14 protein-coding genes and 1 pseudogene are annotated in these 15,413 nt (G+C 73.2%); 14 read left to right on the plus strand and 1 reads right to left on the minus strand.

Annotated elements, in window-relative coordinates:
* Positions 1 to 13 precede the first annotated feature (13 nt).
* From ACIBZJ_RS40750 to ACIBZJ_RS40815, 14 genes and pseudogenes are all read left to right on the plus strand, one after another.
* On the plus strand, positions 14 to 475 hold the full coding sequence (locus ACIBZJ_RS40750) for a universal stress protein (RefSeq protein WP_395938995.1): 462 nt from the start codon (positions 14 to 16) through the stop codon (positions 473 to 475).
* A complete protein-coding gene (locus tag ACIBZJ_RS40755; RefSeq protein ID WP_395938996.1) occupies positions 472 to 1,467 on the plus strand; it encodes an Acg family FMN-binding oxidoreductase in 996 nt (331 codons plus the stop codon). Before ACIBZJ_RS40750 ends, ACIBZJ_RS40755 begins: the two co-directional genes overlap by 4 nt.
* The gene (locus ACIBZJ_RS40760; protein ID WP_395938997.1) at positions 1,464 to 1,985 is read left to right on the plus strand and encodes a hypothetical protein; all 522 of its coding nucleotides are present in this window, start codon (positions 1,464 to 1,466) and stop codon (positions 1,983 to 1,985) included. The genes ACIBZJ_RS40755 and ACIBZJ_RS40760 overlap by 4 nt, the downstream gene beginning before the upstream one ends.
* Positions 1,986 to 2,005: 20 nt before the next feature.
* Positions 2,006 to 2,146: a hypothetical protein gene (locus ACIBZJ_RS40765; protein WP_395938998.1), complete on the plus strand. Its 141-nt coding sequence runs from the start codon at positions 2,006 to 2,008 to the stop codon at positions 2,144 to 2,146.
* A gap of 107 nt (positions 2,147 to 2,253) precedes the next feature.
* Positions 2,254 to 3,225, plus strand: coding sequence for an Acg family FMN-binding oxidoreductase (locus ACIBZJ_RS40770; protein ID WP_395938999.1), 972 nt, complete (start codon positions 2,254 to 2,256; stop codon positions 3,223 to 3,225).
* Positions 3,226 to 3,233: 8 nt separating this feature from the next.
* Entirely contained in the window at positions 3,234 to 5,792 is a 2,559-nt protein-coding gene (locus tag ACIBZJ_RS40775) for a cation-translocating P-type ATPase (protein WP_395939000.1), read from the plus strand.
* Positions 5,793 to 5,829: 37 nt separating this feature from the next.
* On the plus strand, positions 5,830 to 8,532 hold the full coding sequence (locus tag ACIBZJ_RS40780) for a GNAT family N-acetyltransferase (protein WP_395939001.1): 2,703 nt from the start codon (positions 5,830 to 5,832) through the stop codon (positions 8,530 to 8,532).
* 36 nt (positions 8,533 to 8,568) lie between these two features.
* A complete protein-coding gene (locus ACIBZJ_RS40785) occupies positions 8,569 to 9,582 on the plus strand; it encodes a zinc-dependent alcohol dehydrogenase (protein ID WP_395939002.1) in 1,014 nt (337 codons plus the stop codon).
* A gap of 63 nt (positions 9,583 to 9,645) precedes the next feature.
* Positions 9,646 to 10,062 (plus strand): pyridoxamine 5'-phosphate oxidase family protein, encoded by a 417-nt coding sequence (locus tag ACIBZJ_RS40790; protein ID WP_395939003.1) that lies wholly within the window; start codon positions 9,646 to 9,648, stop codon positions 10,060 to 10,062.
* Positions 10,041 to 10,526, plus strand: coding sequence for a nitroreductase family deazaflavin-dependent oxidoreductase (locus ACIBZJ_RS40795; RefSeq protein WP_395939004.1), 486 nt, complete (start codon positions 10,041 to 10,043; stop codon positions 10,524 to 10,526). Before ACIBZJ_RS40790 ends, ACIBZJ_RS40795 begins: the two co-directional genes overlap by 22 nt.
* A gap of 5 nt (positions 10,527 to 10,531) precedes the next feature.
* The gene (locus ACIBZJ_RS40800; RefSeq protein ID WP_395939005.1) at positions 10,532 to 10,714 is read left to right on the plus strand and encodes a hypothetical protein; all 183 of its coding nucleotides are present in this window, start codon (positions 10,532 to 10,534) and stop codon (positions 10,712 to 10,714) included.
* 120 nt (positions 10,715 to 10,834) lie between these two features.
* Positions 10,835 to 11,493, plus strand: a pseudogene (locus ACIBZJ_RS40805) (IS630 family transposase); the annotation flags it as partial.
* Between the two features lie 414 nt (positions 11,494 to 11,907).
* Positions 11,908 to 12,936 (plus strand): family 16 glycosylhydrolase, encoded by a 1,029-nt coding sequence (locus ACIBZJ_RS40810; protein WP_395939066.1) that lies wholly within the window; start codon positions 11,908 to 11,910, stop codon positions 12,934 to 12,936.
* 339 nt (positions 12,937 to 13,275) lie between these two features.
* A complete protein-coding gene (locus tag ACIBZJ_RS40815; RefSeq protein ID WP_395939006.1) occupies positions 13,276 to 13,560 on the plus strand; it encodes a hypothetical protein in 285 nt (94 codons plus the stop codon).
* Between the two features lie 427 nt (positions 13,561 to 13,987).
* On the opposite strand, the gene ACIBZJ_RS40820 is transcribed toward ACIBZJ_RS40815, so the two are convergent.
* Positions 13,988 to 15,301: an ROK family transcriptional regulator gene (locus ACIBZJ_RS40820; RefSeq protein ID WP_395939008.1), complete on the minus strand. Its 1,314-nt coding sequence runs from the start codon at positions 15,299 to 15,301 to the stop codon at positions 13,988 to 13,990.
* Between the last annotated feature and the right edge of the window lie 112 nt (positions 15,302 to 15,413).

Genomic DNA, 15,413 nt, shown 5'->3' on the forward strand with positions numbered 1-15,413 from the left:
AGAGGAGCCGACGGTGCGCATCGGGGGATCGTTCGTCCTGGTCGGAACCGACGGATCGCCGCAGGCCGGCCGCGCGGTGGAGTGGGCCGCGGCCCGGGCCCGTGCCGCCGCGCCGGCGGTCGGGGTGCAGTCCGCGCTGGTCGTCGACGGTCCGGTGTCCGCGCTGCTCGCGGCGGCCGCCGAGGCCGGCCTGCTGGTCGTCGGCAGCCGCCGGCTCGATCCGGTGACCGGGCTGATCGTCGGCTCGGTCGGCGTCGAATGCGTCACCGAGCCGGCCACGCCCGCCACCGCTCTGCTCACCCATGCGGCCGGCACCGACCTGCTGGTGCTCGGCGCAGACGGCTGGGGCGGCCTGGCCGGCATCCTGCACCACTCGGTCGGCCGCCGCGCGTGCTGGCGAGCGCCGTGCCCGGTCGCGATCGTCCGGGCCGCGGCCGAGCCGGACCGGGCACCCACCTCGAGGAGGCAGTCATGACCGCACCCATCCACCGGCCGATGCAGGCGATTCTCGACGTCGCCGCCGCGGCGGCGCTGCGGGCGCCGTCGGTGCTCAACACCCAGCCGTGGCACTGGACCGCACACGAGCGGTCGCTGGATCTGCGGGCCGACCCGCACCGGCAACTGACCGGCCTCGACCCCGAGGGCCGGATGCTGACGATCAGCTGCGGGGCTGCGCTCGACTACGCGCTGATCGCGCTGCGTACCGAGGGCTATCCGGCCCGGGTCGAGCTGCTGCCGGACCCGAATGATCCGGAGCTGCTCGCGTCCGTCTACCCGCTCGAGCGCACGCCCGCCGGTCCGGAGCACTACCGGCGCTACCAGACGACGCTGCGACGCCGCACCGACCGGCGGCCGTTCGGCCCGGAGCCGGTGGCCGAGGACATGCTCGCCGCGCTGACCGAAGCCGCGTTCGTCCACGGTGTCCACGTGCACGTCGTCCAGGACCACCAGGTTCCCGCGCTGGCCGCCGCGGCCGGGTACGCCGCCGCCGCGGAACTCGCCGACTCCGCGGACCGGGCCGACCTCCGGCAGTGGACCCGGCGGGCGACCGGCGCGGCCGACGGCCTGCCCACGAACGTCACCGTCCCGGGGCGCCCCCGTCCGGTCCCGCTGCGCCCGTTCGCCGAGGACCTCGCCGGGAAGCTCGACGCCGGACCGGGCGACGACAGTGGCACCCGGTACCTGATCCTGTGGGGCAACCAGGACGGCCGGCGGGCCTGGCTGCGGGCCGGGCAGGCGCTCTCGAGCCTGCTCCTGACCGCGGCGGAACTCGGGCTGGCCACCTCGCCGATGACCGACCTGGTCGAGGTGCCCGGCACCCGGGTCGCGCTGCGCCGGTTGCTGTCCTGGCAGGGACACCCGTACGCGGTGGTCCGGGTCGGTGCCGCCGCCGCGGACCTCGGCGTGCCGGCCGCGCACCGGCGGGCCCACGACGACGTCGTCACGCTGGACGGTGACCGGTCATGACCAGCGCTGCCGCCCCCCGGTCCGGCGTGCTCGACGCCGAACGCTTCGCCGGCCTGGTGGAGCTCGGCGTCCGGGCACCGTCGGTGCACAACAGCCAGCCGTGGCGGTTCCGGCGCCGCGGCGACGCGGTGGAGATCCTGGCCGACGCGGCCGCCGCCGACGCCTGCCGGCTGGCCGTGCTCCGACCGCGCGCACGCGCCGAGGTCGCCGACCTGCTGCGGGCCGCCGACCGGGAACTCGAGCAGCGTCCCGGCTACGCGGCGGAGCGACGGGCCTGGGTACGAGGTCTGCGCAGTGGGGCCGACGGCATCGCCTGGGACCTGCTGGCCGGTCGACCGCACCCGGACGAGCCGCTGCTCCGGCGTGACTTCGGCGAGGCGCCGAACGCGGTACCGCGCCGCTACGAGAGCGACCCGTGCGTCGCGGTGCTCGTCAGCAACACCGCGGGGCGCTACGACGACCTGCGCGCCGGTCAGGCGCTGCAGCACGTCCTGCTCCGGGCCACCGCGTCCGGCTGACCTCGTCGATGTTCTCGCAGGTGATCGAGGTCCCGGACACCCGTGCCCGGCTCGACGCGCTGTGCGGGGGCGGCGTCGCGCAGATGGTGCTGCGGTTCGGCTACGGCGTGGCGCACGCACCGACCAGCCGCCGCCCGATCTCCGAGGTGGTGGAGGACTGACGGGTCCTCGGCCGGGTGGATCCCGGACTTCCGGCCCTGCTCGGCCGGGTGTCGCTCACGCAGGCTGGAAGGGCAGGAGAACAACGAGCCGAGGGGACCGGCGCGCGATGCTGAACAACGACTCTGACCACGAGAAACTTCTCCGGGGAGCGGCCGAGGCCGCGATGCGTGCCCCGTCGATCTTCAACACCCAGCCGTGGCGCTGGACTGTCCGCGGCGGTGCGCTGGAACTGCGCGCCGACCGGAGCCGGCAGCTGGCCGTCACCGACCCGGACGGACGGATGCTGACGATCAGCTGCGGGATCGCGCTGCACCACGCGCTGGTCACGCTGACCGCGGACGGGCACCGGCCGGTCGTCGACCGGATGCCCGACCCCGGCGACCCCGACCTGCTGGCGCGGATCGCGCTCGGCGGCGAGATCACGCCGGCCGACGTCCGGCTCCGGGACGCGATCGACAAGCGGCACACCGACCGCCGGCCGTTCTCCGACGTGGCGGTCCCGGACGCGGTCGTCGACCGGCTCCGGGGCAGCGCCGAGGAGCGCGGGGTGTACGTGGCCGAGCTGGGTCCGCGGTCGATGGTGCGCTTCCAGGTGACCGCCGCCCGGGCCGGTGAGCTCGACGAGAGCGACCCGGCGTTCCAGGCCGAGCTGGCCGAGTGGACGCACCGCCCGGCCGACGCCGGTGACGGCATCGCGCCCTCCACCGCGGTTCCGGCCACGCCGCGGACCGTGCCGCTGCGGTCGTTCTACCCGGACGGCGGTGAGCGGCTGCTGCCCGGTCCCGGTCACGACGGCGGCGCGCGGTATCTGGTGTTCTGGACGACCGGCGACGATCCGGCCGACTGGCTGGCCGCCGGCGAGGCGACCAGCGCGGCGATGCTGGAGGCCACCGCGTCGGGCCTCGCGGTTTCCCCGATGACCGACGTGGTCGAGGTACCGGCCTCGCGGGCGCTGCTGTACCGCCTGCTCGACCACCTCGGCGAGGCGCAGATGGCGCTCCGCGTCGGCGTCCCGGCGACCCCGGACGACGCCCCGGTCAGCGCGCGGCGCGCCCTCTCGGACGTCGTCGACTTCTAGGAGCGCAGATGAACGACGGCACGACGGTCATCCGGCCGGCCAGGCCCTGGGCCCGCCCGGCCGGGGACGTGGCCGCCGGCCTCGGCGTCGACCCGGCGATCGGGCTCACCGACGACGCGGTGGCCCGGCGGCTCGCGGAAATCGGCCCGAACGTCATCGCGACCGAGCGCGAGCGGTCGATCTGGGCCTCGGCGCTGGCCCAGCTGCGCGAGACGATGATCCTCGTGCTGCTGGGCGCGGCCGTGCTCACCGCGCTGACCGGCGACCTCGCCGACATGGCGGTGATCCTGCTGGTCGTCGCCGTCAACACCACGGTCGGCGTCGTGCAGGAACGGCGGGCCCTCGGCGCGGTGGCGGCGTTGCGTGCGTTGGCCGCTCCGACGGCCCGCGTCCGCCGGAGCGGGACGGTCCGGCCGCTGGAGGCCACCGGCCTGGTGCCCGGTGACGTCCTGGTGCTGTCCGAGGGCGACGTCGTCGGCGCGGACGCACGTCTGTGTGATGCGCACGACCTGACGGTCGACGAAGCTCTGCTGACCGGCGAGTCCCTGCCGTCCCACCGGTCGGTCGAACCGGTCGGGACCGCGGCCGCGCCGGTGGCCGACCGGGCCTCGATGGTGCACGGCGGGACGCTGGTCGTGCACGGCAGCGGCACCGCCGTCGTCACCGCGACCGGCGCGCGCAGCGCCATCGGGGGGATCGCGGACCTGCTGGCCGGGACCGAGATCCCGGTGACCCCGCTGCAGCGACGGCTGGCCCGGCTCGGCCGGGGCCTGTCCGCGGTGGCGGTCGGCGCCTGCGCCGTCGTCGCGGGCCTCGGCCTGCTGCGCGGCGAGAATTGGGAGCTCGTCGCGGTCACCGGCATCAGCCTCGCGGTGGCGGCCATCCCGGAGTCGCTGCCGGCCGTCGTCGCGCTCTCGCTCGCCGCCGCCGCGCGCCGGATGGCCCGTCAGGGCGCGATCGTCCGGACGCTGCCCGCCGTCGAGACGCTCGGCTCGATCACCGTGCTCGCGTCCGACAAGACCGGGACGCTCACCTCCGGCGACATGGCCGCGGTCGCGGTCTGGACGCCCGGCGACGGCGAACTACCGCTCGGCACCGAGCCGCTGCCCGGCACCGAAGCGCCGGCCCTCATGGCGGCGGCCGTGCTCTGCTCGGACGCCGTGCCGGGCGAACCCGGTGGCGACATGACCGAGACCGCGGTGGTCGACGCGGCCGTCCGCGCCGGACTCGACGTGGCCGCGGTGCGGGCCGCCGCGCCCCGTACCGGCGTCGTCCCGTTCGACGCCGGCCGCCGCGACATGAGCACCACCCACCCCGGACCCGTCACGTTCACGAAGGGCGCACCCGAAGCCGTCCTGGGGCCGGCCGACGAGGCGGCCCGCGAGGCCGCCGACCGGTGGGCGGGCGAGGGCCGGCGGATGCTGGCCGTGGCCGAGACCCGGCCGGGCCGGCCGCGCCGCGTGCTGGGGTTGATCGCGCTGGCCGACCCGGTCCGCCCGGAGGCGCCGGACGCCATCCGCGCCGCCCACCGGGCCGGGATCGCGACCGTGATGATCACCGGCGACCACCCGGGCACGGCCGAGGCGATCGCCCGCCGGACCGGGATCCTGGACGCTCCCGACCGGCTCGGCCACGACCCCGGCGTCGGCCCGCTCGTCCACGCTCGCGCCGACCCGGGCACCAAACTGGACCTGATCGCGGCCTGGCGGAAACAGGGGCACGTCGTCGCGATGACCGGGGACGGCGTCAACGACGCCCCGGCGCTGCGCGCGGCCGACGTCGGCGTCGCGATGGGCCGGCGCGGCACCGACGTGGCCCGTGGTGCGGCCGACCTCGTCCTCACCGACGACAGCCTGGCGACCGTCGTCGCCGCGGTCGCCGAGGGACGACGGGTGTTCGACAACGTCCGGCGCTTCGTCCGCTACGGCCTGTCCGGCGGGCTGGCCGAGATCCTGGTGATGCTGCTCGGGCCGTTCCTCGGGCTGCCGCTGCCACTGCTGCCGGCCCAGATCCTGTGGATCAACCTGGTGACCCACGGACTGCCGGGCGTTGCGATCGGGGCCGAGGGAGCGGAGCCCGACGTCCTCCGCCGGCCACCGCACGACCCGGCCGAAGGCGTCCTCACCCGGCGGACGGCCGCGCAGACGGCACTGTACGGAACCGCCCTCGCGGCAGCGTGCCTGGCCGTGGCCGGCTGGGGACACGCGTCCGGCGCGCCCTGGCAGACGATGCTGTTCCTGACGCTCGCGGGCGGCCAGCTCGGTCTCGCACTCGCCACCCGGTCGGACGCCCGCCCGGTCTGGCGTCTCTCGCCCCGGGCCAACCCTTTCCTGTTCGCCGCAGTCGCGAGCAGCGCCCTGCTGATGCTCGCGGGGGTGTACCTGCCCGGTCTCGGCACGCTGCTGGGCACCGAGCCACTCACGGCCGACTGGCTCGGCGTCGTCGTGCTCGGCGCGGTCGTCCCGGCCGTCGTCGCGCAGGCGGACCTGCTGGCCGACCGATGGCGGGACCAAAGGCCCCGGCGCCGGGTCCGTCCGGCCCGTGCCCCGGCGTCCCCGACACGGTGAGCTGGAAGCAGAACCACCGCGCAGAGAGGACCCCGCCGTGACCGAGGCACTGCTGGCCGACGGCACCGTCGTGCTCGTCCGCCCGGTTCGTCCGGCCGACGCCGACGGGCTGCGTCACCTGCACGTGGACGCCTCCGGCACCAGCCGCCGGATGCGGTTCTTCAGCACCGGCGACGTCACGGCCCGCGCCTACGCCGACCACCTGGCCCACCCGGACGACGGGCACCTCGCGCTCGTCGCGGTGCGCGGCGAGGAAATCCTCGGCGTCGCGTCGGCGGAACCCCCGATCCCGCACGGACGTCCGGCCGACGCGCCGCCCGAAGCCGAGGTCGCGCTGATGGTCGCCGATCGCCACCACCACACCGGCGTCGGCACGCTGCTGCTCGAACACCTCGCCGCGGCCGCCCGGCACGCCGGGCTCACCCGCTTCACCGCGGACGTCCTGGCCGAGAACCGGGCCATGATGACCGTGTTCGTCAATGCGGGTTTCACGATGTCGGCGGCGCGGCCGGAGGCGTCGACGGTGACCGTCAGCGTCGACCTGACCGGGACCGCGGTGCTGGCCTACGCGGTCGCGGAACGCGAGCGGCGCGCCGACGCGGCCTCGATCGCGCCGGTCCTCGCGCCTCGTTCGGTGGTTGTCGTCGGGGCCGGGCGGCACTCCGGCGGGGTCGGCCACTCGGTGCTGTCCAACCTGCTCGCGAGCGGTTTCACCGGGGCCGTGGCCGCGGTGAACCGGCACGCGTCGCCGGGCTCGTCGATCGCCGGCGCACCGGCCTTTGCCGCGGTCACCGACGTGCCCGGTCCGATCGACCTCGCGGTGATCGCGGTACCGGCCGCCGCGGTCGCCGCGTCCATCGCGGACTGCGGCCGCGCCGGGGTGCGAGCCGTCGTCGTGCTCTCGTCCGGGTTCGCTGAGGCCGGTGGGCGGGACACCGAGCAGGAACTCGTCGCGATCGCCCACCGGTACGGGATGCGCCTGGTCGGGCCCAACTGCCTCGGTGTGGTCAACGCCGATCCGGCGGTGCGGCTCAACGCCACGTTCGCGGTCCTGCCCGCCCCGGCCGCCGACGTCCCGGACGGGATCGGCCTCGCGTCGCAGTCCGGCGCGCTGGGTATCGCGGTGCTCGACGCCGCGGCCCGCCGCGGTATCGGCGTCTCCGAATTCGTCTCGCTCGGCAACAAGGCCGACGTCAGCGGCAACGACCTGCTGCTCTACTGGGCCGGCGCGGACCGCACCCCCGTCATCGCGCTCTACCTGGAGTCGATCGGCAACCCGCGCCGCTTCCGCCGGATCGCCGCGAAGGTGGCCGCCCAGAAGCCGATCGTCGCGCTGCGTAGCGGCCGCTCGGCCGCGGGGGCCCGGGCCGGGGCGTCGCACACCGCGGCGGCCGCCACCCCGGACGCGACCACGACCGCGCTGTTCCGCGACGCCGGCGTGATCGCGGTCGACACGACCGAGGAACTGCTCGACGTCACCGCGCTGCTGGCCGTCCAGCCGGTCCCGGCCGGGCGCCGGATCGGGGTGATCGGGAACGCTGGTGGTCCCGGCGCGCTCACCGCGGACGCCGCCGCCGCGGCCGGTGCCGAGGTTCCCGAGCTGAGCGCGGCGACGGTCGCGGAGCTCGCCGCGGCCGTTCCGGGCGCGGCGGCCGTCACGAACCCGATCGATCTCGGCGCGGAGGCCTCGCCGGCCGCCTACCGGTCGGCGCTCGCGGTGCTGCTGGGCTCCGGCGAGGTCGACGCCGTCGTCGTGCTGCACGCGGTGACCCGGGCCCAGCCGGTGGACGCCGTGGTCGACGCGGTGCGCCGGGCGGCGACCGAGCGGCCGGGCACCCCGGTGGCCGGTGTCATGCTCGGAGCGGCCCCGCCGGCCGCCGCCCCCGTGCCCTGGTACCCGTTCGGCGAGTCGGCGGCGCGAGCGCTGGCCCGGGCCGGCGACCTGGGGCGCTGGCGGTCCCAGCCGCATCTGCCGGCCGAGGTGCCCGGCTTCGACGAGGCTGCGGTCGCGGTGTTGCTGGCGACCGCCGAGCGGTCGGCCGACGGCTGGCTCGCGCCGGACGCCGCACTCGCGCTGCTCGACCTGGTCGGCATCCCGACCGTGCGCAGCGCGCTGGTCGACGGCGCGGACCGGGCGGTCAGGACGGCGGCCGCGTTCGGCGGTCCGGTCGCGCTGAAGTCGGCCGCCCCCGGGCTCGTGCACAAGACCGAGCGGCACGCGGTCGCCACCGGGCTCCGCACGCCGTCGGCGGTCGCCGAAGCCGCGGCCACGATCCACCGCGCCACCGGTTCGGACGCGTTCCTCGTCCAGGAGATGGCCACCGGCCGGCTGGAGTTGACCGCCGGTCTGGTCGCCCCGTCCGGTGGTGTCCCGGTCGTGCTCGTCGGAGCGGGCGGTGTTCACGAGGCGGTGCTCGCCGACAAGGCGTTACGCACCTGCCCGCTCGACGCCGGGAGCGCCGCCGCCATGCTCGACGAGCTGCGCTGCGCGCCGCTGCTCCGCGGACACCGGGGCAGCCCGCCGCTGGACCGCGCCGCGGTCGCCGGCGTCCTCGACCGGCTGGCCCGCCTGGCCACGATCGCGCCCGCGATCGCCGAGCTCGACCTCAACCCGTTGCTGGTGGACGAACAGGGGCTGGCCGCGGTCGACATCGCGGTTCGCTGCCACCGGCCCGATCCCGCGGGCCGCCCGCCCCGGCACGACGCCGTCGCGGACGACTTCGCCCGAGCGCTGGGCTGAACTCCCAGCACCACCCCACCCAAGGAGGAAGCCGCCATGCGCGCTGCCGTCGTTCCCGCTCTCGGAGCCCCGCTGGAGATCCGGGACCTGCCCTTACCCGAACCGGGACCCGGCCAGATCCGGGTCCGGATCGAAGCGTCCGGACTCTGCCACACCGACATCCATGCCGCCCGTGGAGACTGGCCGGTCACCCCGACCGCGCCGTTCGTCCCCGGTCACGAGGGCGTCGGCCTGGTCGACGCGGTCGGCCCGGGCGTGAGCTCACCGGCGGTCGGCGCCCGGGTCGCGCTGCCCTGGCTCGGTCACGCCTGCGGGCACTGCCGCTACTGCGTCGATGGGCGCGAGACGCTCTGCGCCGAGCAGCAGAACACCGGCTACTCGATCGACGGCGGCTACGCCGAGTACGCGGTCGCCGACGCGGACTTCGCGGTGCCGGTGCCCGAGGGCGTGGACCCGATCGACGCCGCTCCGCTGACCTGCGCCGGCGTCACCACGTACAAGGCGGTCAAGGTCGCCGGCATCCGGCCGACCGAGCTGGTCAGCGTCGTCGGCGTCGGTGGGCTCGGTCACCTGGCCGTGCAGTACGCGTCCATCGTCGGCGGCACGGTCGTCGCGGTCGACGTGCGGGACGACAAGCTGCAGCTGGCCAAGGACCTCGGGGCCACCTACACGGTCAACGCGGCCACCACCGACCCGGTGGAGGCGGTGCAGCAGCTGGGCGGCGCCGACGTGGCGATCGTGCTGGCGGCCAGTTCCGCGGCCGCGAAGGCCGCTCTGGCCTCGCTGCGGCCCGGCGGGCGGCTCGTCCTAGTCGGCCTGCCCAAGGACGGGACGATCGACCTGCCGATCTTCGACACCGTGCTGCACGGCAAGCACGTCCTCGGCTCGATCGTCGGCACCCGCCAGGACCTGACCGAGGTTTTCGCGCTGCACGCGCTGGGACGCACCCGGGTGATCACCCAGAGCCGGGCGCTGGACGAGGTCAACACCGCGTTCGACGAGGTGCTGGCGGGCGACGTGCCGGCCCGCCTGGTGTTCACCCGGTTCTGAAACGGATCGAGCGCGGGACCTTCGGCCCTGTGACGCCGCGCGGAGATCACGGAAGGTGGAGCAATGGCTGATCTCTGCACCGAGATCCCTCGGCGGGTGCTCGCACCGTTGGGCCGGGACGAGTGTCTCGCCCTGCTGAGCAGCGTCCCGGTGGGGCAGGTGGTGTTCACCTACCGGGCGCTGCCGGACGTCCTGCCGGTGAATTTCCGGGTCGACGGGGAGAGCGTGGTGATCCGGGTCGCCGCCGGGTCGCGGCTCGGGCGCGGATCGTGGCGCTACCGCTGGAGTCCTGGACGGACGACCGGCGCGATCACGTCCTGCGGATCAGCGCCGAGCGGGTCACCGGCCGCCGTCTCAGCTGACCCCGGAGCCGCTGCCCCGGTGGACCGGAAGTCCCCTCCGCGTCCGCCGGGGCGGCTTCGTGCGGCGGTGGCCGGCCGGACGACGAAGGAGCAGCGATGTCGTTCCCACGAACGCTGACCCGGGGTCTGCGCGGGCCGGTGAACCGGCTGATGCTGCACCTGGCCGGCCATGCTGCCTTCGCCGACCTGGAACATCGGGGACGCCGGTCGGGAACGCTGCACCACACCCCGGTCCGCGCCTTCCGGGTCGGCGGCGACGTGGTCATCGGTCTGAACTTCGGTCCGCGGTCGGACTGGTTCCGCAATCTCACCGCGGCCGGAGGCGGCCGGCTGCGGCTGGGGGGAGAACACCTGGTGCTCGGCGCCCCCGGGTGGTGCCGGCCGCGGAAGGGACAGCGGGCCTGCCCCGGCCGTTCCGGTTCGCGCTGCGGCACGTCGTCCGGACCGAGCAGTGCGTCGTCCTCCCGATCCTGGACCGCGCGGACTGACGCCGGACGCGGACGCGGGGACCTTCGCCTTTGCCCGGCCGGCGGTTCACGGAGTGTGCTGGAGGCCGGGAAGACCAGCGACACGATGAGGTGAGGGCAATGCTCCTCGAACGCAGTGACGAGGCCCGGCCCGGCGGCCGCGGGCGGGTGGCGCTCTCCGCCGCGGGGGCCGTCGTGGGTGGCGCGGTGCTGTGGCCGGTCGTCGCGGCGGTGGCCGGTGTGGCCGCGTGGCGGTCCGGCTACCTGCGGCGGCGCGACGATCAGCACTCCGGCAGGGCCTGATCGAACCGCGGCTCCGGCCCTAGTGTCCTGAGTCGTTAGTTCACCAGCGGTTGTTAGGGTTGGTGGATGCCTGGGCCTTCGGCGTTACCGGTGGTGTAGACCGAGGACGAGCGCGAGCGGCTGACGGCGTGGGTGCGTCGTCCCTCGAGTGCGCAGGCGCTGGCGCTGCGGGCGCGGATCGTGCTGGCGTGCGCGGATGATCCCGACGCGTCGAACACGGTGCTGGCCGGGCGGTTGTCGGTGGACCGCGGAACGGTCACCAAGTGGCGGAACCGGTTCGTGGCCGACCGGCTGGAAGGGCTGCTGGACGAGCCTCGCCCGGGCCGGCCCCGCACGATCACTGACGCGCAGGTCGAGGACGTGATCACCCGGACGCTGGAGAACGCGCCGACGGCTGACACGCACTGGTCGACCCGGTCGCTGGCCGGCGAGGTCGGTCTCAACCAGACCGCGGTGTCGCGGATCTGGCGGGCCTTCGGCCTGCAACCACACCGCCAGGACACCTGGAAACTGTCGAAGGATCCGCAGTTCATCGACAAGGTCCGTAACGTCGTCGGCCCGTATCTGGACCCACCCGAACGGGCGGTCGTGTTGTGTGTGGACGAGAAGACCCAGATCCAGGCCCTCGACCGGACCGCGCCGGTCCTGCCGATGATGCCCGGGACCCCGGCGCGGGCCAGCCACGACTACGTCCGCGCGCCGGAACCTCCAGCCTCTATGCCGCCCTCGACCTGACCACCGGGAAGGTTCTCACCGCGCTGCACTCTCGCCACCGCGCGAACTTAGCCCACTGTCCACTATGACCGGACATAGGCGACGGTGATGCATCGGGCCGAGCGCGGGCAACGGCCCGAGGGTGTCCAGCACCCGGAGCACGGCCGAATGCGATCCCGAACGACGGCCCGAGCTGCCGCGTCGTCGGACTCGTCCGCCAGTAGGTGACGACCCAGCGGCACCCGAGCAGCGCGATACTCCGCGGTCGGGAACGGCTGGCGGCAGCGCCGGGCGGGGGTCAGCGGCGCGACGTTCCCCGCGGCACGGGTCGTCTCGTATCCGACGGGACGCGGTAGCCGAGCCGGTGTCGAACACGGCGGGTGGCCCCGCCCTTCGGTCAGTGGGGTCCCGGCGGTCACCGAAGGTAATTTCTTGTCCGGTCTGCGAGTGCTGTCGCGATCGCATCGACAATTGGCAATATTTACGTAATACTCGTTATCGATTTGCCTCGCATGTGGACTTTCGCAGTGGTTCGAACCGTTCTGCACGAGAGGACGTTCTCCGTGGCAATCAATGCAGGTTTCGTGGATCGCGCACTGTCACGCGGCCGCTGGCGCGTCATGATCCTTTTCACCGCGGCCCTCACTGCCCTCGTCGGCAGCGCGGTCGTCCAGCAGCAGCCCGCACACGCCGCAGCGTGGAACCTCGTGTGGGCCGACGAGTTCAACGCGTCCGGCTCGCCCAGCAGCGCCAACTGGAACTACAACGTCGGCAATGGACTCAACCCCGGCCTCAATGCCTTCGACGGCTGGGGCAATGGCGAGTGGGACTGGTACCGGCCCGAGAATTGCACGCAGTCCGGTGGCAACCTCGTGATGCGCGCCAACTGGCTCACGACGCCGATCACGGTCAACGGCCGCAACTTCTACCAGACGTCGTGCCGCATGACGACGGACACGAAGAGGTCCTTCCAGTACGGCCGCATCGAGGCGCGGATGGCGCTCCCGGCCGCCGCGGGCTCGTGGCCGGCCTTCTGGATGCTCGGTGACGCGTGCGACGAGACGTCCACGGGCGCGTACAACCCGGCGCAGACCTACTACGACCGCATTCCCAGCAACTGGGCCAGCTGCGGCGAGGTCGACATCATGGAACACGCGAACGCGAACACGACCGTGACGAACAACATCTTCTGGGATCTGCGCACCGGAGTGTTCCCGTGGACGGCGGGTCAGAACGCCAACTACGTCGCCAACCCCGCCGTCAACAATGCTACGGCCTTCCACGTCTATGCGATCGAGTGGACGGCCGCGCAGATCCGCTGGTACGTCGACGGTGCGCAAACGCACGTGATCGACACGACGCCGGCAACCTTGGAGGAGTTCCGTAAGCCGTTCCACATCATTTTCAACCTGGCGCTGGGCGGCACGTATCCCGGGCAGAACCCCGTGCAGAGCCAGTTCCCGTTTACCGCGTCGATCGACTACGTGCGCTACTACCAGGCTGGATGAGTAGGGCCCGGCGTCGCGTTCAGGCGCCGGGCCCACAGGTCCCAGTCAACTCAACGTGATTGCGCCGGTAAATCGTGAGCCGCAGTGTGCTGATGGTTCGGCTCGGTTCGGACACGTCAACCCCCACGGCAGTTCTTCCGCGGGTGGGGGTACTCGCCTTTCTGGGCGAGGTCACTTGCGGCTCCTCCCTTCAGCCGATCGTCTTCGAGACTGGCACGGGTGCGTCGCGAAACCTCTAAGACGGCCCGCCCCACGCCGCATCGAGTCGTCAGGTGGGCTGCTCGCAGGGTCGGCAGGGTGGATCGGGCCGTCCAGCGCGGGCAGCCATAAGGCGACCGCGTGAACGTCGAGCACGGGTATGAGGGCGTCGAGTCGGCGGCCGGCGAAGGCACGTTCGTATTCGCCGCCGACGATCGCGTCGAACGGCCGGTCTGGCGCGGTTGCCGCGTCGAGCAGTGCGGCGGCTCGCGGGCGGCGGCACCATGGGCGGCGACGGGTGTGTCCTCCGTCGATGTACTCCGCGACGGTGCGGCCGTGTCCGCCGATCAGCTCGTTGGCGGCTTCTCGTTGCCAGCCTCGGGAGGATGCGCGTCCTGGAATTCGGTGGTGGACATCCGGGCGTAGAACGCGAACCGCAGAGTGGGGGCGTCGACGGTCTCGAGCGGGTCAGTGGTGCCCTTCCGGTCAGCGACCCATGCGGCCAACGGGCTGGACGAGGCGGTCATCCCCTATCTGCGCGAGCGCACCGGTCAGGGCTGTCTGCATGCCACCCGGCTCCACCGCGAGGTCACCGCGAAGGGCTTCACCGGCGGCTACGGTTGGTTGCGGCAAGACTCTGCTGGATCTCGACAAGCTGTGTCCGGACGTGCCGGACGGTGATTGGGCCGGCCTTCTGCGGATGATCGAGACCTGCTCTGTAGCGACCGCTCTGAAGAAGCACAAAGGGACTCCGGCAGTTCTTCCGCTACCTGGTCGAGCAGTGCGAGCTCGACGTCTCACCGATGGAACATGGACACCGAACCGGTCCTGCTGCACGGCAACGGGGCGGTCCTCAGTCCATGACGAGGACGCTGGCCCGGGGTGCCAGGAAGTGGTCCATCACGAGTTCCGCCGCGCCGAGTGCCGCGACCTGCTCGCTCACCATGGAACCCACAACCGAGAACGGCTCCCGCGGCATGATGAGCTCGTTCCGGACCGCAGGCTCGAGAACGGGGAGGAAAGCCGTGCTGAGGCGGTCCCAGATCGGGCCGCCGATGACGACGCGCGAGACGTCGAGGAAGTTGACGAGCACCCCGATCCCGACGGCGACGCGGTGGGCTGCCCGCCGCAGGAGGTCGGAGGCATTGGGGTCACCGGAGGCCGCCAGCTCCGAGAGCCGGGTGCAGGCATCGTCGATGGCCGAGTAGTCGGTCAGGTCCGGCAGCCGCATGAGTCCGGCCTGCGCGGCCTGGATGACCAGCGCCTCGGGGACGCAGGCAGCGGCCAGTCCGCCCCGTCGCCCGCCCCAACCGAGGTCTTCCGCGGAGGGGTCGACGAGGATGTCGCCGACCTCGCCGATGTTGTTGCTCACGCCGCGCAGCACCTGGCCGGCCGTGACCACGGAGGCTCCGACACCGGACCCGAGGTAGAGAAACAGGAAGTCCGAGCCGGCCGAGGTGCGCAGCTCGGCCGTGGCCGACGCCGTGACGTCCTTGTCCAGTAGGACCGGCATGCCCGTGAAGTCGTGGAGGTCCGCCCGCAGTTTCACGTCGTGCCACCGGGGGAGCTGCGGCGGGTCGAGCATGACACCGCTGACGATGTCGAGGGGCCCCGGCACCGCGATGCCTAAACCCAGCACGCGGTGCCGGTCCGCCCCGGCGGCGCTGATGAGCCGACCCGTGCTCAGGGCGATGAGCGAGATCACCTCGCGAGGGTTGACATCGTGGGGCACGCGCAGCTGCAACCGCTCGCGGACCTCGCCGGCGAGGTCGAGCAGCAGCAGCGTGAGGCGCGCCGGGTCAAGGTGCACGCCCACGGCGAACGCTCCGTCGGCCTTGACTCTCAAGGGAATGCTCGGTCGCCCCCGCGCCGCGTCGAGAGGCGGGCTCTCCTGCACCATCCCGTCCTCGATGAGGCGGCGAGTGATGTTCGAGATGGTCTGCGAGGACAGCCCGGAGGTGCGTTGCACGTCGGTTCGGCTTCGTCCCGGGTCGCGGCGAATGAGGTCCAGGACGACTGCTTGGTTGTAGTCCGCCAGGCGGAGCAGGTTACTCCCTCGCAGCACCTCGGCCCTCCCTCGTGCGTCCGTCGATTCCAGGGCGTACATCCGTGTTGACTCATAGTTCCATCGTTTGGGCCAAAAGGCGACCGGCCCCGGAGCGAGCAATCCGCAAGCGGTGACCAGGAAGTTCTTGACCGTCCTGTTAACAACGGATTACTGTCCCAACTGATTTTTCCCATCGGTTGGAAAAATACGGCCCACGAACCGTGAGCAGGAG

The organism is Cryptosporangium sp. NPDC051539 (assembly GCF_044454545.1).
Classification (GTDB): Bacteria; Actinomycetota; Actinomycetes; order Mycobacteriales; family Cryptosporangiaceae; genus Cryptosporangium.